Source organism: Pseudomonas sp. P1_F1_2, from assembly GCF_056405815.1.
Map to the genome: position 1 here is coordinate 1 of NZ_JBFUBK010000070.1, position 22,213 is coordinate 22,213.

The following is a 22,213-nucleotide window of genomic DNA, read 5'->3' on the forward strand; positions in this document are numbered from 1 at the left end:
CCCTGTAGGAGTGAGCCTGCTCGCAATGGCGGTGTGTCTGGCACACCGCGTCGAACCCATCGCGAGCAGGCTCACTCCTACAAAGGCCAGGCGTTTCATTTCATTTCACTTCCGGCGGCGTAGTAAAGGTGTGATACGGCGCCGGTGACGGAATGCTCCACTCCAGGCCTTCGGCCCCATCCCATGGTTTGGCCGGTGCAGGCGGGCCACCACGAATGGTCTTGATCACGATGAACAGGAAGAAGAGCTGCGTTGCGCCGAACATGAACGCGCCAATTGAGGAGACCATGTTGAAGTCGGCGAATTGCAGGTTGTAGTCCGGAATCCGTCGCGGCATGCCGGCCAGGCCCACGAAGTGCATCGGGAAGAACGCCATGTTCATGCCGATGAACGAGAGCCAGAAATGCAGCTTGCCCAGGGTTTCGTCGTACATGTGGCCGGTCCATTTCGGCATCCAGTAATAGGCCGAGGCGAAGATCCCGAAAATCGCCCCCGGCACCAGCACATAGTGGAAGTGCGCGACGACGAAGTAGGTGTCCTGGTACTGGAAGTCCGCTGGGGCGATGGCCAGCATCAACCCGGAGAAACCGCCGATGGAGAACAGGATCACGAACGCCACGGCAAACAGCATCGGCGTCTCGAAGGTCAGTGAGCCTTGCCACATGGTGCTGGCCCAGTTGAACACCTTCACCCCGGTCGGCACCGCGATCAACAGCGTCGCGTACATGAAGAACAACTCGCCCACCAAAGGAATGCCGACCACAAACATGTGGTGCGCCCAGACGATGAACGACAGGAACGCGATACTCGCCGTGGCGTAGACCATCGAGGTGTAGCCGAACAGCGGTTTGCGCGAGAAGGTCGGGATGATCGAGCTGACGGCACCGAAGGCCGGCAGGATCATGATGTACACCTCGGGGTGACCGAAGAACCAGAACACGTGCTGGAACAGAACCGGATCACCGCCACCGGCGGCACTGAAGAAGCTGGTGCCGAAGTGGATGTCCATCAGCATCATCGTCACGCATCCGGCCAGTACTGGCATCACCGCGATCAGCAGGAATGCGGTGATCAGCCAGGTCCAGACGAACAGCGGCATTTTCATCAACGTCATGCCGGGGGCGCGCAGGTTGAGGATGGTCGCGATCACGTTGATCGCGCCCATGATCGAACTGATCCCCATCAAGTGGATGGCGAAGATAAAGAACGTCACGCTTTCCGGTGCGTAGGTGGTCGACAGCGGGGCGTAGAACGTCCAGCCGAAGTTCGGACCGCCACCGGGGGTGAACAGGGTCGACACCAGCAGCAGGAACGCGGCCGGCAGCAGCCAGAAGCTGAAGTTGTTCATCCGTGGCAGCGCCATGTCCGGTGCGCCGATCATCAACGGGATCATCCAGTTGGCGAGGCCGACGAAGGCCGGCATCACCGCACCGAAGACCATGACCAGGCCATGCATGGTGGTCATCTGGTTGAAGAATTCCGGCTGGACGATTTGCAGCCCCGGCTGGAACAGCTCGGCGCGAATCACCATCGCGAACGAGCCGCCGAGCAGGAACATGGAAAACGCAAACCACAGGTACAGCGTGCCGATATCCTTGTGGTTGGTGGTCAGCACCCAACGCATCAGGCCTTTGGCGGGGCCGTGGACGTGGGTGTGGTCGGTGGCGGTATGAACATGTTCATCGACTACAGCAGTCATGTCCTGTCTCCTGCAAACAGATGGGCTGGGCAGGTCGGGGCGCGTAGCCCCAACCCGTTCCTTAAGTACGCAATAGACCGGGTCATTTGCTTTCCGCCTGTTTCAGCTCCAACACTTCTTTAGGAGTGACCATGTCGCCCTTGTTGTTGCCCCAGGCGTTACGTTCGTAGGTCACGACCGCCGCGATATCGACTTCCGAGAGCTGCTTGCCGAACGCCGCCATGGCGGTGCCGGGTTTGCCGTGGAAGACAATGCTCAGGTGACCTTCTTTCGGTCCGGTGGCGATTTTCGAGCCCTTGAGTGCCGGGAACATCGGCGGCAGCCCTTGACCTTCGGCCTGGTGACAGGCCACGCAGGTGGTGTGGTAGATCTTGTCACCACGTTCCTTGAGCTCGTCGAGGGTCCACTCTTTGCTGGTCAGTTCTTTGAGTTGCAGGGCTTCAGCCTTGCGGTCGGCGAGCCATTTTTCGTAATCGGCCTTTTCCTTGACCTCGACCACAATCGGCATGAAGCCGTGGTCCTTGCCGCACAACTCGGCGCATTGGCCACGGTAGATGCCGGGCTTGTCGACGCGGGTCCAGGCCTCATTGACGAACCCCGGGATCGCATCGCGCTTGACCGCGAAGGCCGGGACCCACCAGGAATGGATGACGTCGGCGGAGGTCACCAAAAAGCGCACCTTCGCACCAATCGGCAACACCAGCGGCTTGTCGACCTCGAGCAGGTAATGCTCGCCCTTGGTTTCCTTGTTGTGGATCTGGTCGGCGGGAGTGTTCAGGTTGCTGAAGAACTCAACGTCCTGGCCCAGGTATTTGTAGTGCCACTTCCACTGATAGCCCGTGACCTGGATGTCGATATCCGGCTCACTGGCGTCGTACATCTTGATCAGGGTTGCCGTCGCGGGAACCGCCATGGCCACCAGAATGATGAAGGGCACGATGGTCCAAAGGATTTCGACGGTGGTGCTTTCATGAAATTTTGCGGCCACCTGCCCGGTCGAGCGGCGGTGGAGAATCATCGACCAGAACATGGCGCCAAAGACGATGATGCCGATCACTACACAGATCCAGAAAATGGTCATGTGCAGGTCAAATACTGCGTGACTGATTTCAGTCGCTCCTGGCGCCATATTCACAGTCCAGGCTGCTTGCGCCTGACCGAAAATCGACCACAACAGGAGGCCCATCCAGACGTGTGGATGTCGCATCATTGCGGGTTCCCCTTATCGTTCTTGTTATCCCGCCGGCTTTCACCTGCGGCAAGGGAGCGGCTTTTTCAGACTACGAACTTGAATCGCCGAGCCTTGCTGCGTGTGCAGTCGGGCGTCATCAGCTAACTCCATTCCCACCCGAGTATAGACAGCGACTGCTACCTCGCAATGTGATGGCGTAAATGATCTGAAACAGCTGGTACTTGCGTTCAAGGGCACGAATGGAGAAGGATGCAGACGAGTGGTGGCAAATCGATATAACGGAGGCGTCTCAAGGATGAAACAATTATGACAAATGCGTCTTAGCATTTTTCATAAGGCAGCTAAGTTATGTCTTCCCTATTTCATTGCCTTTGTTTCCTGGAGTTTTCATGAACACCGCCGCATTGCGCGAGCAGATCCAAAAAGCCCAACAACACGAGAAAGACACTGGCCTGCTGGCGCGTCAGCTGCAGACCAAACTGCCTCATCTACACCCTGCTATCCAATTGCCAGAGGCTGATGCCAATGGCGTACTGACGCGTTTTATTAGCGCCTACATCGATGAAGTACCCGATCTGCTGGACGCAGCCAATGAAGTGGCAAGGGAAGCGGGTATCGATTCACAAATCAAACCGGTGCTGAACATCGCCGAGCAGTACTTCCTCCAGCCGCCAACCATCATGGCCGGCCATGTCGGGCTCGACAGCCTGCTGGATGAAGCCTATCTGGCGCACCGTTTTGTAGAAGAGGTCAACGACCTGTACATCAAGCATTTCGGCCAGCCACTGATCCCCTTGGACATGACGGTCGCCAATCTGATTGCTCACCAATTGATCGGTGAGGAATTTGCCAACCAACTGGATGAAGCAGTGCATCACGCCATCGACGAGATGCTCGATGATGAGAGTTTTGCGCTGGAGTCGGTGGAAACCTACCGCGAGAAGCTCAACAGCCCGGACACCGGCGCCGCGTGGAAACGCTGGCCGTGTATGTCGCGCCGCTTGGGTGTAGGCCTGGAACTGGATCAGCCGGCAGCTTGATCCATTGAACAATATGTTCCCGTGGGAGCGAGCAGGCTCGCTCCCACATTGCCAACCCGCGCTTCACTCCCCCTCATTTCAATTCGCCTGGTCCCACTCGAGGATTCAGGCGTTTTTAGAACCGCGCTTTGGGCGTTGCCACCGGAATCGGATGGCTGCCATCGAGTGGCAGGAAACGCCCCTGGTCCGCGTCGTAAGCTTTGATTTCGCTGGTTTCGATGCTGTAGACCCAACCATGGATGAACAGATGACCGTTGGCCATGCGCGAGGCCACCGATGGGTGTGTGCGTAAATGCTGAAGCTGAGCAATCACATTCTCCTCGGTGAGGATGTGCATGCTTTCGTTCTCGTCAGAGCAATGGCAGTTTTCCTGGACCATGGTTTTCGCCACTTCGGCGTGTCGCAGCCAGGCTTTTACCGTCGGCATTTTTTCCAGGCTTTGCGGGTTCAGCACTGCGCGCATCGCGCCACAGTCGGAGTGCCCGCAAATGATGATGTGCTGCACGCCAAGGGCGAGGACCGCGTACTCGATGGCGGTGGAAACACCACCGTTCATTTGCCCATAAGGCGGTACCACATTGCCCACGTTGCGGGTCACGAACAGATCGCCGGGAGCGCTTTGGGTGATCAGCTCAGGAACGATGCGCGAATCGGCGCAGGCGATGAACATCGCTCTGGGGCTCTGGGCCGTGGCGAGTTTTTTGAAGAGCTCCTCCTGCTGTGGAAAGACCTCATGGTGAAAATGCAAAAAGCCGTCAACGATATGCTGCAACGCTGCATCGGCGGTTTCCGCCTCGGGTTGGGCTTGTGCCGACGCAGCCAACGGCTGTTTATCCTTCTCACTCATCAATTCATCCTCAATGGCGGAGTCAGGGAAGTGTCCCGTTTTGTCCAGTGTGAAGCCAGTGGCTGTTTAAAAAACATCCAGGTCGAAAACCTCGACCCATCAGTCACTCTACGAACAAGGTCGCTACCGAAACTTGAATCAAACTGAGTCGACCGCTCTGGAACGCGTGTTACAGGTCACAAAAAACGTGACCAGCCTAAAGGTGCGGTGATTTCCTCACCACTCAACCATAGGCCAATTGTCCTTAAATCAGTGACATCTGGCGACCCGGCGGACAGAAGGCATCGCAGTCCAGATTAAAACCTTCCCGACGATTAAGCCCCAGGCGCTTGATGGTTTTGTTGAAACGTTGTGCCAGCAGGTCTGCAAAGGGGCCTTCGCCGCGCATCCGGGCACCAAAACGACTGTCATAGAGCTCACCGCCACGGCTCTGGCGTATCAGGCTCAGCACATGAGCGGCACGCTGCGGATAATGGGCGGCCAACCATTCTTCGAACAGCGGCGCCACTTCCAGCGGCAGGCGCAGCATCATGTAGGCCGCGCTTTGCGCGCCGGCCGCATGCGCCTCGGTCAGCAGGCTTTCGAGTTCGCTGTCGTTGATCATCGGAATCATCGGCGAACACAACACACCGACCGGAATACCCGCTTCATGCATGACGCGTATCGCCCGTAACCGGGCCTTGGGCGCTGCGGCACGCGGTTCGAGGATACGTTTGAGCTCATCGTCCAGGGTGGTGAGGCTGATCATCACCGCCACCAGCCGTTGCCCGGCGAGTTCGGCCAGCAGGTCGAGGTCACGAAGAATCAGCGAGCCTTTGGTGATGATGGTCACCGGATGGCGGTAACGCAGCAGCACTTCGAGGGTTTTACGAGTGATTTTGTGCTCACGCTCGATTGGCTGGTAAGGATCGGTGTTGGACCCCAGGTTGATCGGCGCGCACTGATAACCGCGTTTGGACAGCTGTTCTTCCAGCACATCGGCGGCGTTGGTCTTGGCGATCAATTTGGTCTCGAAATCCAGCCCCGGCGACATGTCCCAATACGCATGGCTGGGCCGTGCATAGCAGTAGATGCAGCCATGTTCGCAGCCGCGATAGGGGTTGATCGAACGATCGAATGGCAAGTCCGGCGAGTTGTTACGGGTGATGATGGTTTTCGCCGTTTCGATGCGTACTTCGGTGCCCTGGGTGAGCGGCGCTTCCTGATACCAACCGTCATCCTCGGCCACCGAGCGATTCGGCGCGAAGCGGTTGTGCGGGTTGGTCGCGGTGCCGCGTCCGCGAGGGGGCAAGGGAGTAGCCATCGACAAAATCCTTTAGCTGTATGTGCATACAGTATACGGACTCGATGCAATCGACCAGTGCCGCTCGGCGTGTGAATAATGTGAGGCCGGTCATTATGAGAAACATAATGCGCATGGCAAGTTTAGTGGCGTTGTTAGTATTCTTCATTTCGCACGAAGTTGTCGTGTTAATCATATTAAAAGGATTTAATAAATGTCGAATTACAATCAGCGTGGCGTATTCCTTCAACTGTTGGCACCTACGCTTGTTAGTCCAAAAGAAGTTCGGGTTTCCATGCAGTTTGCGCTGAAGGAAGAGGGCTATGACCCCGAGAGCCGAACGTCTACTTACTCTCTGCTGGACACCAGCACCCGCGAGGCCGTGTCGAATGACGGCGGCATGACCTTCACCCTGAGTGGCGCACCCGATGTAAACGGCAATGGCGAGATTGATGCACAGGACAAAGTAGTTCTGGTTGCATTGGCAAAAGCCTATTCGAAGATTATTAATCCTTAACTCACGCAATATATAAATATTGACGAGTCGACGATTTAACGGCGAACTTGTAAAGCGATGCGGATCTTTTCGTGTCGCTTTATAGTATTGAAATGTATCGGTACCACGAGCGTGGCCAGTTCACAATTCTTTGACAGCAGGCTCACAGGCCTTTGACTGCTCAAGGCTGATGCTGCGTGACACCTATCCACACTTTTTCATACGGTTGTCCGAGCATGTCCCGACTGCGCCTCATGCCAGCCACATTTCTGTTGTCACTGGTTGCACTTTTCAACCTGACTCTCGCCCTTGCGGATGACAGCGCGTCCCCTCGTCCGGCGGAATGGGCGCAACCGGTCGAAGCGAAATACAACCTCTTTCAGATGTCCCCGACGCTCTACCGCAGCGCTTTGCCCGATCGCGGCGCCATTGCATTACTGGAAAAATTGCAGGTGGGAACCGTCATCAATTTCCTGCCAGAGTCAGACTCGAGTTGGTTGTCTGTGCCGGGTATCGCTCAGGTTCAGTTGCCCTATCGGACCAATCACGTGGACGACGCGGATGTACTCAAGGCCCTTCGTGCCATTCAAGCCGCCGAGGCCAGTGGCCCGGTGCTGATGCACTGCAAACACGGTTCGGACCGCACGGGCTTGATGGCGGCCATGTACCGGGTCGTGATCCAGGGTTGGAGCAAGGAAGACGCCCTGAATGAAATGACTCGGGGCGGCTTTGGTGATAGCACCCATTTCAAGGATGGCGTGCGTTACATGATGCAGGCCGACGTCGATAAACTCCGCATCGCGTTGGCCAATGGTGATTGCAGCACCAGCCCGTTCGCCACTTGTTCGATGAAGAGCTGGTTCAAATCGGCTCACGTTGAGTAATCACGGGTTTAGCTGGCAATGATCTCTGGCTAGGCCGTTAACAGTTGATCGGTGGCCGACCGCCCCAGGAACTCATTCAAGGCAATCAGCAGTGAGCGTGAGTCGCCAGGTGAAAAAAAGGCTTCGCGAAAGGCCCTGCCGGTTTGGGGGTTGAATAACCACTCCTGCTGAAACCGCTTGAACACCTCGGTCGCCAGCACCCCCGACCATTGGTAGGCGTAAACCGTGGCCGCGTAGCCGGTCACCATGTAGTCAAAGCTGTTGGCGAACCGGCAATAGGACGGCAGTTGCAGGCCGGGAATCCTCCTCTGAACGTCCTCGAAGACTTGCTGAAGGCTGCGGCTATCACCCTGGCAAAGATGCAAATCGAAGTCGAGCAAGGCACCCAGCAGCAGTCTCGCGGTTTCCCGGCTGGTTTGTGTTTGAACAGCGGCCAGCGCTTTGTCGATACGTTCCTCGCTCAATCGCTCGCCAGTTTGGTAGTGCGCTGCCAGCCACAATAGAAACTCGCGCGACAGGCACCATCGCTCGAACAGTTGACCGGCGAACTCCGCGGTATCACGACCCAGTTGTGAAATACCGGAAAGGTTGTGATGAGGTGATCGCGTCAGGGTGTGCTGCAAACAATGGCCGAACTCATGAAAAAGCACCCGCAGGTCCTGGTGGGTAAGCAGGCACGGATGATCGGCGATCCCTGGGGTGAAGTTGGGGTGAAGTATCGCAATCGGCAGTATCAATCGACCCTCGGCATTCACTCGTCGATTGCGTCGTGTGGCGGTCCAGGCATAGTCCGAAGCCTCCTCTCGATGGAAGGGGTCGAGGTAAATGTGTCCGATCACCTGCCCATGCTCGCTGACTTCGAACAGTCGCACGCTGTCATGCCAGCGACTGAACGTTGTCTGTTCGGCGATCTTGATCCCGAACATACGTTCGCTGAACAGGCAAAGCCGATGCAAAGTCCCGTCGAGGGGAAAATAGGCCCGCAGGTCATTCAGGGCACCTGCGAGACTTTGCTGGCGCAATTGTTCGGCGAGAAAATCATGGTCCCAGGCGTGGACTTCACTCAGGCCACACTCTAGCGCGAACGCATCGAGCGCTTGGGTGTCCCGCACAAGCGCCGGTGTCTCAAGCGTCACCTGTCGACGCAGAAACTCGCTGACTTGCGCCGTGGATTCGGCCATTTCTGATGCGAGACTCAATTGCGCGAAGTTTTCGTACCCAAGCAGTCGGGCTTTCTGCTGACGCAGGGACAACAGACGCTCCAATACGGGACCATTATCAAATGACCCTGCGTTTGGGCCCTGATCGGAAGCGCGTGTGGAGTAGGCGATAAAGTATTCTTCGCGAAGGGCGCGGTTCTCGGCGTAGGTCATGACTTGATGGCGGGTGTGCTGGTCAAGACGAATCAGCCAGCCATCTTGTCCTGCCTGTCGGGCGTTGCGCGATAGACGGTCCTTGGTCTCCTGGGGTAGGCCATTGAGCCGGGTGATGTCGTCGATGTGCTTGCTCCAAGCCGAGCTGGCACTGTGCAGATTGCTCAAAAAAAGGTCTTCGAACAGGCTGATACCGAGGTTCAGCCGCGTCAGCTGTTGCTGTTGCTCGGTGGATAAATCGATTCCCGACAAGCGAAACTCACGCAGAATCTTGCTCATGACGGCTTTGCGTGAATCGTCGAAATTCTGAGCAATCGAGCTTTGCGCCAGACGCAGGCAGGCTTTCCAGAGTTCCCGATTGCTCATCTTCTGCGTCTTGTACTGCGCCAGGGCGTCTCCACAGCGACGGCTTGCGGTGTCCCACGCTTTATTGTCGTGTTTGACCGTCATCAGGGTTTCGATAATGCCCATCGCTTCATCCAGGCGAGCATCGGTTTCAACAATGGCCAGCACCAGGTCATCCCAGGTCGGAAATTCGGATTGACTGGCCGTGATCTCGGCAATGGTTTGGTGATTGTCGGCAATGATTGATTCGATGGCCGGCACCAGATGCTCGGCGCGGATGGCCGACCAAGGCGGGAGATCCCAGTGGTGCAAAAGCGGATTGGTATCAGGCATGGCGTCTTCCTTGATAGTGGCTGAAGGGATCAGCCTAAGCGGGAAGCACGCAGGAAGGGCGGTAGATAGATACCACCTTCCACCCGTCAAAGAGTGGAAGGTGGTGTCGACTCAGTGTTGCTCGTCAGGTTTTTTCTTCAGCTTCGGGTTCGGGAAAAACTGTACGGCCTGAACCTTGGCGTCCGGCACTTTCAGTGCCGAGGTGTTGACCCGCGTGCCCAGTTCCTTGGGCACGGAAAGGCCTTGTTCATTCAGGGTGTCAGAATAACCGCAGGCCACGCACTCGCGATGTGGCACGTCGTCTTCGCTCCACATCATTAGCTTGTCTGGCTCGCTGCAAGCCGGGCAAACCGCTCCGGCGATAAAGCGTCTTTTGGTAATCACAGGTCCCTCACTCATGCTGCCGCGTCCTCACTCAGGCCGCTGTGGCGCAAGAGTGCGTCAATCGATGGCGCACGGCCACGGAAGTCGACGAACAGCACCATCGGTTCCTGGGAACCCCCGCGCGCCAGGATGGCCTCGCGGAATGCGCGACCGGTCTCGGCATTGAGCACGCCGTCTTCTTCGAACTTGGAGAACGCATCGGCCGACAGCACTTCCGCCCACTTGTAGCTGTAATAACCCGCCGCGTAACCGCCGGCGAAGATGTGGGCGAAGCTGTTCGGGAAGCGGTTGTAGGCCGGTGGACGCATGACCGAGACCTCGTCGCGCACGCCTTCAAGCACCTGCGCCACGCTACGACCGTCGCCGTGGGTGGCGTGCAGCTCGAAGTCGAACAGCGAGAATTCCAGCTGACGCACCATCATCAGGCCGGACTGGAAGTTTTTCGCCGCGAGCATTTTCTGCAGCAGGTCCTGAGGCAGTGGCTCGCCGGTTTCATAGTGACCGGAGATCAGCGCCAGGCCTTCTGGCTCCCAGCACCAGTTTTCCATGAACTGGCTCGGCAACTCGACCGCATCCCAGGCTACGCCGTTGATGCCGGATACACCGGCGTGTTCGACGCGGGTCAGCAGGTGATGCAAGCCGTGACCGAATTCGTGAAACAGGGTGGTGACTTCATCGTGAGTCAGCAGCGCCGGCTTGCCACTGTCGGCCGGGGTGAAGTTGCACACCAGATTGGCCACCGGGCTTTGCAGCACGCCTTCAGCGGTGCGGCGACGATCGCGGGCGCCGTCCATCCATGCCCCGCCGCGCTTGTTGGCGCGAGCGTAGAGGTCGAAGAAGAATCGGCCGACGTGCTGGCCATTTTCCTTGATCTCGAACAGGCGAACGTCCGGGTGCCAGGTATCGAAGCCTTTCTGTTCGGCGATCTCGATGCCGTACAGACGCTGAACGATGGCAAACAACCCGCTCAACACTTTGTCGATCGGGAAGTAGGCGCGCAGGGCTTCCTGAGCCACGCTGTAACGTTGTTCGCGAAGTTTCTCGCCGTAGAAACCGCTGTCCCAGCTTTGCAGGTCCGGGCAGCCTTGTTCGGCGGCATAGGCTTTGAGCTGTTCCAGGTCCTGAGCGGCAAACGGCTTGCTGCGCTTGGCCAGGTCGCGCAGGAAACTCAGCACCTGATCGCTGGACTCGGCCATTTTGGTGGCCAGGCTCAGCTCCGAGAAGCTGGCGAAACCGAGTAATTTGGCCAGTTCCTGGCGCAGGTCGAGGATTTCTTCCATGACCGGGCCGTTATCGTTCTGACCGGCATTCGGGCCTTGGTCCGAGGCACGGGTGCAGTAGGCGGCGTAGACTTCTTCGCGCAAGGCGCGGTCGTGGGCGTAGGTCATCACCGCGTAGTAGCTCGGGAATTCCAGGGTAATCAGGAAGCCGTCCAGGCCTTTGGCCTGCGCTGCCGCCGCCATTTGCGCCTTGGCCGAATCGGTCAGGCCGGCGAGGGTGGCTTCATCGGTGACGTGCCGGGTCCATGCTTGAGTGGCGTCGAGCAACTGATTGGAGAAGCGGCTGCCCAGCTCCGAGAGTTTGCTCTGCACTTCGGCGTAACGTTTTTGCTCAGCCTCTGGCAGGTCAATACCCGACAGGCGGAAGTCACGCAGGGAGTGTTCCAGGATAGTTTTCTGCGCCACATCGAAACCGGCGGCTTCGGGACTATTGGCGAGCGCTTCGAACGCCTGGAACAGTTCGCGATTCTGGCCCAGCTCGGTGGAGTACGCGCTCAAGGCGGGCAGGCAGGACTCGTAGGCTTCACGCAGTTCGGCGCTGTTGCACACGGCATTCAGATGGCTGACCGGGCTCCAGGCAGCACCCAGTCGATCATTGAGTTCGTCCATCGCCAATACCAGACCGGCCCAGGTGGGTTGTTTGCCTTGGGATTTGAGGATCTCGATAATGGCGGCGCGGTTGTCAGCCAGGATCTGTTCAATGGCCGGTTGCACGTGTTCGGCACGGATCGTGGAGAACGGCGGCAGGTCGTAGGACTGCAAAAGAGGGTTGTTCACGCTCACGGTTGGCACCTTGGCTGGAAGAAACATGCGGCCATCTTAATTACAATCGACGCTCACCGCAGCTATCGGCAACAGAGAGAAACCCTATCGTGAACCTTCGCAAGTATCAGAACCACACGCCGCTGCTGGGTAAAGGCGCTTTTGTCGATGGCTCGGCGGTGGTGATCGGCGACGTCGAAATCGGCGAAGACAGCTCTGTCTGGCCGCTGACCGTGATCCGTGGCGACATGCACCGCATCCGTATCGGCGCGCGCACCAGTGTTCAGGACGGCTGCGTGTTGCACATCACCCACGCCGGCCCGTTCAACCCCGATGGCTTTCCGCTGCTGATCGGCGACGATGTGACCATAGCGCATAAAGTCATGCTTCACGGGTGCAGCGTGGGCAGCCGGGTTTTGATCGGCATGGGCAGCATCGTCATGGACGGTGCGGTGGTCGAGGATGACGTGATCATTGGCGCTGGCAGCCTGGTGCCGCCGGGCAAACGCCTGGAAAGCGGCTTCCTGTATGTGGGCAGCCCGGTGAAACAGATCCGACCGCTGACCGACAAGGAGAAGGCTTTTTTCACTTACAGTGCGGCGAATTACGTGAAGCTCAAGGATCTGCATCTGGCTGAAGGTTACGACCAGCTCTGACTCTCTTCCATTATTGCCCAGGATTATTCATGCATTACCAAACCGTTTTATTCGACCTCGATGGCACCCTGACCGACCCGCGCGAGGGCATCACGCGTTCGATCCAGTTTGCCCTGAGCAAACTGGGGATCAACGAACCTGACCTGACCAAACTGGAACACTTCATCGGCCCACCGTTGTTACAGGCGTTCATGCAGTTTTACGACTTCGACGAGCCCAAGGCCTGGGAAGCGGTGAATTACTATCGTGAACGCTTCAAGGTGACCGGCCTGTACGAAAACCGCGTATTCGACGGTGTAACCCCACTGTTGGAAACGTTGGTAGGGCAGGGCCGGCAGTTGTACATCGCGACATCCAAGCCTTGGGTTTTCGCCCGGGAAATCGCCCGACACTTTGATTTCGCCAAACACTTCAAAGTGATTTACGGCAGCGAGCTGGACGGCACGCGCACAAATAAAGTCGAACTGATTGCGCATCTGATGGCTGAAGAGGGGCTGGATCCTGCCAACACCCTGATGATTGGCGATCGTAAGCATGATCTGATCGGTGCGCGCAGTAATGGGCTGGATGCAGCGGCTGTGGGTTACGGGTTTGGCAGCCACGAAGAGTTGAGTGCAGAAGCACCGACCTATCACTTTGAAACGCTGGACGCGATGCACAGGGCGTTTTTGCAGCGCTAGTCAGAGGTCTATCGCGGGCAAGTCTTGCTCCTAAGGGGTATGCACAGATTTCCAAATCTGTAGGAGCAAGGCTTGCCCGCGATGGCGGCAGTTCAGTCGACGGAGATCTTATCTGCCAAGGCTTTCAACGTCGCCTTACGTTCCCCAACCGGCAACGCCCCCAGCTTCTCGACGGCCGCATAAAACCTCACCCAGTCCCCACCTTCTTGCTTGAACAGCACAGCAAACGCAGGCCCCCATTGGTCATACAACCCAAACGGCAACAGCCGGGCATTGTTCATCGGCGCGTTGACCCAGGCGTCATAGCGCCTGTCCCCCACCCATTGGCTGTCACGTAACTGCCGGTATTCGCTGCGCAGTCGCTCGAACTCATCGGCCTTGCGCTGGCGCATTTGATCCGCTGGCAAGGGCTGGGCGTACAGCTTTTCAAGGCGCGTGCGCGTGTCCAGCACCAGCTGAGTGAATTGATCCCGTCGTAGTGCCTGTGCTCCGGTGTCTGGCGCCAGACCGCGGGTTGCACGCCATTGGCGAGTGCCTTCCTGTTCGACGAAGGTTGCGAAAGATTCGTTGAACTCCGTGTTGTCCTTCACATAAATACGTTGATGCGCCAGTTCGTGGAAAATCAGCGTCGCCAGCCGTTCGTCACCCCAGCCCATCATTGAGCTGATAATCGGGTCGTTGAACCAGCCAAGTGTCGAGTACGCCTCGACACCCCCAATCGAAACGTCCATACCTTGCAGGCGCTGCAAGGCCGCCTCGCCGCGTGCCGCGCTCTGGCTGTAGTAACCGCGATAAGCGACGCAGCCGGCAATCGGGAAACAATGGTTCTGTGGCTTCAGGGAAAACTCCGGCGTGACGAAGACATTCCAGACAACGAACGGCCGGCCAATGTCGGCATACAGGCGATAGCTTTGATTGTCCGGCAGGTGCAAATGCTCGCTGGCGAATGTCCGGGCTTTTTGTGACTGGGCCAGATGCGCACGCAGTGTCCGATCGCGCGATGGATCGGCAATCACCTCGGCCACCGGTTCACGAGCCCGCAGCAGTTGCAGCTGACCCGTTGCCAATTGACTGTAATAGCTGACGCTGGTGCAACCGTTGAGCAGCAAAAGCAACATACCCGGAAACAAAACGCGCAAAACGCGATCAAGTAACCCAAGGCTTGGAAACGGCCTGATCAAAATAAAAACATCCTTGGAAAGTCTGCCCGCAAGACTATCCCGCCTGACTGGAGCTGCGCTATGCACAAGATGATGCTGACGGGGGGCCTGTTGATGCTGACGGGCTGTGCTGTATTTGGATTGCCTCACCCTGATCCGGCGCAGGCGTGGATCGACCTGGACTCGCAACGAAAAGACTCGGCGCTGCAAGCGTTGGAAGTCGATGATAAAGCCACGACCGACAAACGCTATTTTCAGGTGCAACCCGGCAGCCACGAGCTGACGGTGCGTTACCGGTTCCCGGTCGCGCCGACCAATATCGGCCCGGATGCCGAGCCGTTATGGCGTGACTGTCAGCTAAACGTGAAATTCAGCGACTTCAACGCCGGGGAGCGTTATCAGCTGCAAGCGGGGAATATCGGCTTCAGGCCGTGGGCGAAACTCTATAACCAACAGCGAAAAGTCATTGGCCACGGCACACCGGCAGGCTGCCAACACACCTGATCGGCGGTATGCTGAATGACCAAATCATTGGGACATTCATCATGCGCAGGTTAATGCTGTTGCTCGCTGCCAGCGTTGTTGCTGGCTGTCAGAGTCCGTTGCCGCCGGTTGATCCACAGATGGCTTGGGTCGACTTCTCTGTGCCATTCCCCAACGATAAGTTGCTGATGGCCGAGCGATTGGACAAGCGGCGATTGAATGACGGACGCTTTTTCCAGGTTACGCCTGGCAGCCACGAGCTGCTCGTCCGATTCGATTTTGAAATACCGGGTGGGGGTGGCTTGGGCGTCATGGACGGTCCAACGGAACGGCTGTGCTACCTGACCATCCAATATGATCATTTCGAAGCAGGTCAGCGTTACGTGCTGGTAGGCCAGTCGATCACGCTTGTTCCGGGCGCCCGGTTGTACAACGCCAAGCGCGAAATCGTCGCAGAAGACCGGGAGTCCTATTGCCTGTGAGGCGAATCAGCGGTCGTTTTTCTGATAGATGATTTTCTTGGTGCCGTTTTCGCATGAGCCCACGACCATGTTCTGATCGTGCACCTCGTCATTGGTGACGATTTCCAGGGTGTAGGACGAAACCCCTTGTGCCTGGATCTTGGCTTCGATCTCGGCCTTGAGTTCTTCACAGGGTTTCGGTGCCGCAAGGGCCGATGTGGCCAATGCGCAACAGATAACCGCCAAGGTAAAACGTTTCATGGTTGAAGCTCCTTTGAGGCAGCGCGCAGGGTTATGCGTATTCACTGCTGTCATTTATTCGACCACAATTTCGCTGGTCAGGTTTTGTCCGGGCGCAAAAAAAGAACGCAGCCGTTGAGGGCTGCGATCTTTTATCGGTTTGCGCGAACAGCCGCCATCAGCTGAGCAACGTCGCCTCCAGCGTGATTTTCGCATTCAACACTTTTGAAACCGGGCAGCCTTCTTTGGCTTTATTGCTCAGATCCTCGAATTGCGCCTGCGTCGCCCCCGGGATTTTCGCCTGGAGGATCAGTTTCACGGCGGTGATTGAAAAACCACCGTCCACTTGATCCAGAGTGACTTCGGCTTGGGTATCGATGCTGTCAGCCTTGAGGCCGGCATCGCCAAGAATCATCGAAAACGCCATGGAGAAGCACCCCGCGTGGGCTGCGCCAATCAGCTCTTCCGGATTCGTACCCTTGCCGCCCTCGAAACGTGCCTTGAAGCCGTAAGGCGCTTCCCTGAGCACGCCGGTTTCAGTGGAGATCGAGCCGATGCCGGTTTTCAGGTCACCTTCCCAATGAGCCGATGCTTTCTTCGTAATAGCCATACCTGCCTCCTCAAGATCCGGCACGAGCGTCGCGCCTTTGTGGTTTTCGGTTGCCAAGGGTTCTGAGGATARCCGGCAGTGCAAAGTTCACCCGATCTTGTTTGTCCTACTATTTTCGTAGGTTTTTTGCCTTGGCTATTGAAACTCGGGTATATGCCCTCATTGCATGAAACACGCTTATGGATTCGGCAGGTTTTCGTTTGTAAGAAAAACCTGCGCCCTAACTGGAGAAGCAGGTTTATGAAACGACTGTCCGACATCAAATTCTCGACCCTTGATCTGGTGCCTGTGCGCGAGAACGGCAACGCAGCCCAGTCGCTGCGCAACTCCCTGGACCTGGCGCAGCATGTCGAAAAATTCGGCTACAACCGCTTTTGGGTCGCCGAACACCACAACATGGATGGCATCGCCAGTTCGGCAACTTCCGTGCTGCTCGGCTATCTGGCGGGGGGGACCTCGACCATTCGTGTCGGCTCGGGTGGCGTGATGCTTCCTAACCACGCGCCGCTGGTGATCGCTGAGCAGTTCGGTACTCTCGAAAGTCTGTACCCGGGGCGGATCGACCTGGGCCTGGGCCGCGCACCCGGCTCCGATCAAATGACGGCCCGCGCGTTGCGCCGCGAACGTTCCGGCAGCGCCGACGACTTCCCTGATGACGTGGCCGAACTGATGCGCTACCTCGGTCCACGCACCCCGGACCAGCGGATCATCGCCATGCCGGGCACCGGCACCAATGTCCCGGTCTGGTTGCTGGGTTCCAGCCTGTTCAGTGCGCAACTGGCCGGCGAGCGCGGTTTGCCCTACGCCTTCGCCTCGCATTTTGCACCGCGCTTCATGCACGAGGCGATTCGCGTCTACCGCAATCACTTCAAGCCTTCAGCGGTATTGGATAAGCCCTACGTAATGCTCGGTGTGCCGCTGGTGGCGGCTGACACGGACGAGCAGGCCGATTACTTGGCGACGTCGGTCTATCAGCGAATTCTCGCCCTGATGCGTGGCCAAAGCCTGGTCCAGCGTCCGCCGGTGAAAACCATGGACGGGTTGTGGCTGCCGCATGAGCGCGAAGCGGTCAGCGATTTCCTAGGGTTGGCGATGGTGGGCAGCCCGCAGAAAATCCGCGCCAAACTGGACGTGCTGGTTGAGCAGACGCAAGCCGACGAACTGATTTTTACCTGCGATCTGTACGAACATTCCGATCGTGTTCACTCCTATGAACTGCTGGCGCAGGTCATGAAGGGTTGACGCTCAAAACGCGCCCATGAAAAAGCCGACGCATTGCGTCGGCTTTTTCCTTTAAAGCGCGATCAAGCTACTTCTTGTAGACGATGACCTTGGCGCCCGCTTCGCATTTGCCGACAACTTTCCCGCCGGCGGCGGCACCTTTATCGACAATTTCCAGCGAGTAACCAGAAACGCCCTTGGCATCCAGCTTCGCGGCGATTTCGGCTTTCAGCTCTTCGCATGGCTTGCCGCCAGCAAACGCTGTCCCCGCAAGGCACAACAAACCAACTGCCAACATAAACTTCTTCATCGGTCGCATTCCCTGGTCGGATCAAAAGAGGATCCAGTCATCGGCTGGATACACACATGTAGCGCTTTGCCATTCCCTATGGCAATCGGCCAGCGCGCAAGTTCAGAAGACTAGCTCAAACTCAGCTGCTGGCAATCCGGAACCCGACTTTGAGCGTCACCTGAAAGTGGGCCGCCTTGCCGTCCTTGATGTGCCCGCGGGTCTCAGTCACTTCGAACCATTCCATGTACTTGAGGCTTTTGCTGGCCTCGGCCAGCGCGTTGTTGATGGCGTCTTCAATGCTGCTGGTGGACGAGCCGACCAGTTCGACTTTTTTGTAGGTGTGATGGTCAGTCATGGCGTTCTCCTCAGGGTGTGAGATACAGCCTAGCAGTGATTTTTCGTATGACTTGTGTCGGTCAATCGGAAGGGGAAGTTCCGAAATACTGCACTTTCTCCAACCCCTGAAGTCCCAATCAACACACGCAACTCAATCAACGCAGGAGAGCCACCATGGCCAACACCTCTTTACGTAAAGCCTCATTGCAAAGCATGGAAGCCGAAATCGAGAGTTTGCTCAAATCGTTGGAAAGCTTGAAAGACGATGCGTCGGACGAGTCGCGTAGAACCCTTAAAACCTTGAAGGTCAACGCCGAAAATGCGCTGAAACATTCGCGTCATTTGCTCAGCGATGCGTACGAAGAAGTCAAAGTCAAAACCCGTGAAACCGGGGTCGCCACTCGGGACTACGCCCAGGAACACCCTTGGACGACGGCCGGTGTTGCCGTGGGGGCGTTGGGTCTTCTCGCGGCTTATCTGCTGTGCAAGCGCGGGGATTAATCTGCCTGGCGCAGTTCATTCTTCAGCCACTGCGCCAACTGCCGAGCCCGCCCATCCGCGGCGCGCTTGGGTAGCCACAACGCCAGTTGCGCCGGGGTTTCACTGAAACCCCATGGCGCAACCAGGCGACCGGCCTTCACGTCCTCGGCCACCAACGGCTCTGGTGCAATGGCCACTCCCAGGCCGGCCACTGCGGCTTCCAGCAAATAGTACAAATGCTCAAAACCTTGACCATACTTCAAACCCTTGGGATCGAGGCCGTTGTGCTGCGCCCAGCTCGGCCACGCCTGGGGTCTCGATGTGGTGTGGAGCAAAGGCTCGTTCCGCAGCGCAGCCGCCGGTACGCCTTGCAACTTCTCGTAGCCGGCGAATCGCGGGCTCATGACGGGGCCGATCCGTTCGCTGGTCAGTTCATAGACCTGCATGTCCGCCGGCCACGGCGGTTCGGCAAATACCAGCAACGCATCGAGACCTGGCCGGCGCGGGTCAAGATCGCCTTCGCCAGCGGACAGGTGTAGGCGCAGGTCAGGCAAGTCCGTATTCAGCCGTCCCAGGCGTGGAATGAACCAGCGCGCCAGCAGGCTTCCCGAGCAGCCGAGTACGAAGGGCGCATCGGCGGTGCTCTGCGTCAGCTCTGTACACACCGTGCGTAACCGTTCGAACGCTTCGCCGCTGGCGTCGCGTAATCGAGTGCCGGCATCTGTGAGTTTAAGGCCGCGGCCATCCTTGACGAAAAGACTCACCCCGAGGTGCTCTTCCAGCACCTTCAGCTGTCTGCTGACTGCGCCATGGGTGACGTGCAGCTGTTCGGCAGCCTGACTGACGCTGTTCAGGCGGGCAGTGGCTTCGAAGGCACGAAGGGCGTTCAGCGGGGGGAGGTCATGGCTCATGGGATATGTGAGTTTTCCTGACAGGTTGCGGCGATCTTATCGGTTTTCAGAGTGGGGCGTCAGGGGTAGAGTTAAGCCCACTCTCTTTTCAAAAGCATCATCCCACCCATTCAACCGGAGCGACCCATGACCCAGACTAATCTGCGCAATGGCCCCGATGCCAACGGCCTGTTTGGCGCGTTCGGCGGCCGTTACGTTGCCGAAACCCTGATGCCGTTGATCCTCGACCTGGCCCGCGAATACGAAGCGGCCAAGGAAGATCCGGCGTTCAAAGAAGAATTGGCCTACTTCCAGCGCGACTATGTCGGACGCCCGAGCCCACTGTATTTCGCCGAACGCCTGACCGAGTTCTGYGGTGGTGCGAAGATTTATCTGAAGCGTGAAGAGCTGAACCACACCGGCGCGCACAAGATCAACAACTGCATTGGCCAGATCCTGCTGGCGCGGCGCATGGGCAAGAAACGCATCATCGCCGAAACCGGTGCAGGCATGCACGGCGTGGCGACCGCTACCGTAGCCGCTCGTTTCGGTCTCGACTGCGTGATCTACATGGGCACCACCGACATCGAACGTCAGCAAGCCAACGTGTTTCGCATGAAGTTGCTGGGCGCCGAAGTGATTCCGGTCGTCGCCGGCACCGGCACCCTGAAAGATGCGATGAACGAAGCGCTGCGTGACTGGGTAACCAACGTCGACAGCACCTTCTACCTGATCGGCACCGTGGCCGGACCACACCCGTATCCGGCCATGGTTCGCGACTTCCAGGCCGTTATCGGCAAGGAAACCCGTGAACAGCTGCAAGCGCAAGAAGGTCGCCTGCCGGACAGCCTGGTGGCGTGCATCGGTGGCGGTTCCAACGCCATGGGCCTGTTTCACCCGTTCCTGGACGACAAGAGTGTCGAGATCATCGGCGTGGAAGCTGCCGGTTACGGTATCGAAACCGGTAAACATGCAGCCAGCCTGAACGGCGGCGTACCGGGCGTGCTCCACGGCAACCGTACTTTCCTGTTGCAGGACGACGATGGCCAGATCATCGATGCTCACTCGATTTCCGCCGGCCTCGATTATCCAGGTATCGGCCCGGAACACGCGTGGTTGCATGATATCGGTCGCGTTCAGTACACCTCGGTGACCGACGATGAAGCCCTCGATGCGTTCCACAAATGCTGCCGCCTGGAGGGGATTATTCCTGCACTGGAAAGCGCCCACGCCCTGGCCGAAGTGTTCAAACGCGCACCGACCTTGCCGAAGGATCACCTGATGGTGGTCAACCTGTCCGGTCGTGGCGACAAAGACATGCAAACCGTGATGCACCACATGGAACACTCCCAACAAGAGCAATCCAAGCAGGAGAAACACTGATGAGCCGCCTGCAAACGCGCTTTGCCGAACTCAAGGAACAGAACCGCGCCGCCCTCGTGACCTTCGTCACCGCTGGCGACCCGAGCTATGACACTTCCCTGGCAATCCTCAAAGGCTTGCCCGCGGCTGGCGCCGACGTGATCGAGCTGGGCATGCCCTTCACGGATCCGATGGCTGATGGCCCGGCGATCCAGTTGGCCAACATTCGTGCCTTGGGCGCCAAGCAGAACCTGGCGAAAACCCTGCAAATGGTTCGCGAGTTCCGTGAAGGCAACACCGAGACTCCGCTGGTGCTGATGGGTTATTTCAACCCTATCCACATGTACGGCGTGCCACGCTTCATCGCTGAAGCCAAAGAGGCCGGTGTTGATGGCCTGATCGTGGTCGACTTGCCGCCCGAGCATAACGGCGAGTTGTGCGACCCGGCTCAGGCAGCGGGTCTGGATTTCATTCGTCTGACCACGCCAACCACTGATGACGTGCGCCTGCCGACGGTTCTGAACGGCAGCTCCGGTTTCGTTTACTACGTGTCGGTTGCGGGTGTGACCGGTGCAGGGGCGGCGACGCTGGAACACGTTGAAGAGGCGGTTGCGCGTCTGCGTCGCCACACAGATTTGCCGATCAGCATTGGTTTTGGCATTCGTACTCCGGAGCAAGCGGCTTCCATTGCTCGCCTGGCAGATGGTGTTGTCGTGGGGTCGGCATTGATCGATCACATCGCCAATGCGTCGACGCCGGATCAGGCGATTGATGGTGTGCTCAGCCTTTGCGCAGCGCTGTCGGAAGGCGTGCGTCAAGCGCGGGTCAGCTGAAGGTAAAGTTCCTGATACAGAGGAATTAGAGCCTCGCGGCACAGACTAACCAGCAAGACCGAGGGCTTCAGGACTACGTTCTGAGGCCCTTTTTGCTGTATGTGCAGTGAGGAAAGCCCCGATGAAAATGCCGAAACGTCTGATTGCCAGCCTGGGCGTGCTGATGCTGAGTGCCACCCCATTGCTGCACGCGAGCGCTGATCAGCGCGACGATCACGACCATGGCGGCCCTCAGCAGGGTCAATACGATAACCATGGTGACAATCATGGCGATGATCACCGTAGTCATCAGGACAACCATCGCGGGGGCCCTCCGCCCCGGGACTTCGGCCCGGTGCGCCAGACGATTCACGACAATCATGGGTATTTTGTGCGCGGTGCGCCACCACCTCCGGGTATTCATCTGGAACGCGGCCGGCCGTTGCCCCACGGCTATTATGGTGAGCGTCTGGACAATCGCGCGCTGGGTCGCCTGCCGTATTACCCGGGGTATGAATGGCGTCGTGCAGGCGGCGACATTGCGCTGATCGCCGTAGGCAGCGGGGTTGTTTACGAAATTCTGGAAGGGGTTCTTTGATTTAACGTGCAAGCA

Annotated in this window: 25 protein-coding genes; 12 read left to right on the forward strand and 13 right to left on the reverse strand. The window is 57.8% G+C overall.

The window, feature by feature from the left end; translation table 11 throughout:
- Positions 1–100: 100 nt before the first annotated feature.
- Positions 101–1,699 carry a cytochrome c oxidase subunit I gene (ctaD, locus tag AC1D2P_RS19930; RefSeq protein ID WP_046031074.1) on the reverse strand — a complete coding sequence of 533 codons (1,599 nt, stop codon included), beginning with the start codon at positions 1,697–1,699 and terminating at the stop codon, positions 101–103.
- Positions 1,700–1,781: 82 nt separating this feature from the next.
- On the reverse strand, positions 1,782–2,909 hold the full coding sequence (gene coxB / locus AC1D2P_RS19935) for a cytochrome c oxidase subunit II (protein ID WP_109786900.1): 1,128 nt from the start codon (positions 2,907–2,909) through the stop codon (positions 1,782–1,784).
- 371 nt (positions 2,910–3,280) lie between these two features.
- On the opposite strand from coxB, the gene AC1D2P_RS19940 reads away from it, so the two are divergent.
- Positions 3,281–3,931: a hypothetical protein gene (locus AC1D2P_RS19940; RefSeq protein WP_077430959.1), complete on the forward strand. Its 651-nt coding sequence runs from the start codon at positions 3,281–3,283 to the stop codon at positions 3,929–3,931.
- Positions 3,932–4,046: 115 nt separating this feature from the next.
- Here the strand turns inward: AC1D2P_RS19940 and AC1D2P_RS19945 are convergent, their stop codons facing one another.
- Together AC1D2P_RS19945 and AC1D2P_RS19950 are read right to left on the reverse strand one after the other, a co-directional pair.
- A complete protein-coding gene (locus AC1D2P_RS19945; RefSeq protein WP_046031077.1) occupies positions 4,047–4,778 on the reverse strand; it encodes a carbonic anhydrase in 732 nt (243 codons plus the stop codon).
- Positions 4,779–5,022: 244 nt separating this feature from the next.
- Entirely contained in the window at positions 5,023–6,081 is a 1,059-nt protein-coding gene (locus AC1D2P_RS19950) for a PA0069 family radical SAM protein (protein WP_046031078.1), read from the reverse strand.
- Between the two features lie 193 nt (positions 6,082–6,274).
- Here AC1D2P_RS19950 and AC1D2P_RS19955 point away from each other — a divergent pair, with 193 nt between their 5' ends.
- Both AC1D2P_RS19955 and AC1D2P_RS19960 read left to right on the forward strand, forming a co-directional pair.
- A complete protein-coding gene (locus AC1D2P_RS19955) occupies positions 6,275–6,577 on the forward strand; it encodes a hypothetical protein (protein ID WP_046031079.1) in 303 nt (100 codons plus the stop codon).
- Positions 6,578–6,792: 215 nt separating this feature from the next.
- Positions 6,793–7,440: a phosphatase domain-containing protein gene (locus AC1D2P_RS19960; protein ID WP_046031080.1), complete on the forward strand. Its 648-nt coding sequence runs from the start codon at positions 6,793–6,795 to the stop codon at positions 7,438–7,440.
- 29 nt (positions 7,441–7,469) lie between these two features.
- Here the strand turns inward: AC1D2P_RS19960 and AC1D2P_RS19965 are convergent, their stop codons facing one another.
- The 3 genes from AC1D2P_RS19965 to prlC form a co-directional block, all read right to left on the reverse strand.
- Positions 7,470–9,491: a M3 family metallopeptidase gene (locus AC1D2P_RS19965; protein ID WP_109786901.1), complete on the reverse strand. Its 2,022-nt coding sequence runs from the start codon at positions 9,489–9,491 to the stop codon at positions 7,470–7,472.
- Between the two features lie 111 nt (positions 9,492–9,602).
- A complete protein-coding gene (locus AC1D2P_RS19970) occupies positions 9,603–9,890 on the reverse strand; it encodes a YheV family putative zinc ribbon protein (RefSeq protein ID WP_046031082.1) in 288 nt (95 codons plus the stop codon).
- The gene (prlC, locus tag AC1D2P_RS19975) at positions 9,887–11,938 is read right to left on the reverse strand and encodes an oligopeptidase A (RefSeq protein WP_477758422.1); all 2,052 of its coding nucleotides are present in this window, start codon (positions 11,936–11,938) and stop codon (positions 9,887–9,889) included. The genes AC1D2P_RS19970 and prlC overlap by 4 nt, the downstream gene beginning before the upstream one ends.
- An 89-nt stretch (positions 11,939–12,027) precedes the next feature.
- On the opposite strand from prlC, the gene AC1D2P_RS19980 reads away from it, so the two are divergent.
- Positions 12,028–12,573 (forward strand): gamma carbonic anhydrase family protein, encoded by a 546-nt coding sequence (locus AC1D2P_RS19980; protein ID WP_109786902.1) that lies wholly within the window; start codon positions 12,028–12,030, stop codon positions 12,571–12,573.
- 29 nt (positions 12,574–12,602) lie between these two features.
- A complete protein-coding gene (locus AC1D2P_RS19985) occupies positions 12,603–13,253 on the forward strand; it encodes an HAD family hydrolase (RefSeq protein ID WP_109786903.1) in 651 nt (216 codons plus the stop codon).
- Between the two features lie 92 nt (positions 13,254–13,345).
- Here the strand turns inward: AC1D2P_RS19985 and AC1D2P_RS19990 are convergent, their stop codons facing one another.
- The gene (locus tag AC1D2P_RS19990; RefSeq protein ID WP_109786904.1) at positions 13,346–14,434 is read right to left on the reverse strand and encodes an aminopeptidase; all 1,089 of its coding nucleotides are present in this window, start codon (positions 14,432–14,434) and stop codon (positions 13,346–13,348) included.
- Positions 14,435–14,494: 60 nt separating this feature from the next.
- Between AC1D2P_RS19990 and AC1D2P_RS19995 the strand changes: the two genes are divergently transcribed.
- On the forward strand, positions 14,495–14,917 hold the full coding sequence (locus AC1D2P_RS19995; protein ID WP_046031086.1) for a PA0061/PA0062 family lipoprotein: 423 nt from the start codon (positions 14,495–14,497) through the stop codon (positions 14,915–14,917).
- 41 nt (positions 14,918–14,958) lie between these two features.
- A complete protein-coding gene (locus tag AC1D2P_RS20000) occupies positions 14,959–15,378 on the forward strand; it encodes a PA0061/PA0062 family lipoprotein (RefSeq protein WP_046031123.1) in 420 nt (139 codons plus the stop codon).
- A 6-nt stretch (positions 15,379–15,384) separates the two neighbouring features.
- Here the strand turns inward: AC1D2P_RS20000 and AC1D2P_RS20005 are convergent, their stop codons facing one another.
- Together AC1D2P_RS20005 and AC1D2P_RS20010 are read right to left on the reverse strand one after the other, a co-directional pair.
- Positions 15,385–15,618 (reverse strand): DUF1161 domain-containing protein, encoded by a 234-nt coding sequence (locus AC1D2P_RS20005; RefSeq protein WP_109786905.1) that lies wholly within the window; start codon positions 15,616–15,618, stop codon positions 15,385–15,387.
- A 157-nt stretch (positions 15,619–15,775) separates the two neighbouring features.
- The gene (locus tag AC1D2P_RS20010; RefSeq protein WP_046031088.1) at positions 15,776–16,207 is read right to left on the reverse strand and encodes an OsmC family protein; all 432 of its coding nucleotides are present in this window, start codon (positions 16,205–16,207) and stop codon (positions 15,776–15,778) included.
- A 240-nt stretch (positions 16,208–16,447) separates the two neighbouring features.
- Between AC1D2P_RS20010 and AC1D2P_RS20015 the strand changes: the two genes are divergently transcribed.
- Positions 16,448–17,449: an LLM class flavin-dependent oxidoreductase gene (locus AC1D2P_RS20015; protein WP_046031089.1), complete on the forward strand. Its 1,002-nt coding sequence runs from the start codon at positions 16,448–16,450 to the stop codon at positions 17,447–17,449.
- Between the two features lie 67 nt (positions 17,450–17,516).
- Here AC1D2P_RS20015 and AC1D2P_RS20020 read toward each other — a convergent pair whose 3' ends face one another.
- Together AC1D2P_RS20020 and AC1D2P_RS20025 are read right to left on the reverse strand one after the other, a co-directional pair.
- Entirely contained in the window at positions 17,517–17,738 is a 222-nt protein-coding gene (locus AC1D2P_RS20020; RefSeq protein WP_109786907.1) for a DUF1161 domain-containing protein, read from the reverse strand.
- A gap of 121 nt (positions 17,739–17,859) precedes the next feature.
- Complete coding sequence (locus AC1D2P_RS20025; RefSeq protein ID WP_008027736.1) at positions 17,860–18,075, reverse strand: dodecin; 216 nt, start codon at positions 18,073–18,075, stop codon at positions 17,860–17,862.
- A gap of 155 nt (positions 18,076–18,230) precedes the next feature.
- On the opposite strand from AC1D2P_RS20025, the gene AC1D2P_RS20030 reads away from it, so the two are divergent.
- Complete coding sequence (locus AC1D2P_RS20030) at positions 18,231–18,557, forward strand: ElaB/YgaM/YqjD family protein (protein ID WP_109786908.1); 327 nt, start codon at positions 18,231–18,233, stop codon at positions 18,555–18,557.
- On the opposite strand, the gene AC1D2P_RS20035 is transcribed toward AC1D2P_RS20030, so the two are convergent.
- Positions 18,554–19,447 (reverse strand): LysR family transcriptional regulator, encoded by an 894-nt coding sequence (locus AC1D2P_RS20035; RefSeq protein WP_109786909.1) that lies wholly within the window; start codon positions 19,445–19,447, stop codon positions 18,554–18,556. The two genes, AC1D2P_RS20030 and AC1D2P_RS20035, sit on opposite strands and share 4 nt — an antisense overlap.
- Before the next feature lie 126 nt (positions 19,448–19,573).
- Here AC1D2P_RS20035 and trpB point away from each other — a divergent pair, with 126 nt between their 5' ends.
- The 3 genes from trpB (at position 19,574) to AC1D2P_RS20050 (ending at position 22,198) form a co-directional block, all read left to right on the forward strand.
- On the forward strand, positions 19,574–20,809 hold the full coding sequence (gene trpB, locus AC1D2P_RS20040) for a tryptophan synthase subunit beta (protein WP_007902766.1): 1,236 nt from the start codon (positions 19,574–19,576) through the stop codon (positions 20,807–20,809).
- A complete protein-coding gene (gene trpA, locus AC1D2P_RS20045) occupies positions 20,809–21,621 on the forward strand; it encodes a tryptophan synthase subunit alpha (RefSeq protein ID WP_109786910.1) in 813 nt (270 codons plus the stop codon). The genes trpB and trpA overlap by 1 nt, the downstream gene beginning before the upstream one ends.
- Positions 21,622–21,742: 121 nt before the next feature.
- On the forward strand, positions 21,743–22,198 hold the full coding sequence (locus AC1D2P_RS20050; protein WP_109786911.1) for an anti-virulence regulator CigR family protein: 456 nt from the start codon (positions 21,743–21,745) through the stop codon (positions 22,196–22,198).
- Positions 22,199–22,213: the final 15 nt, after the last annotated feature.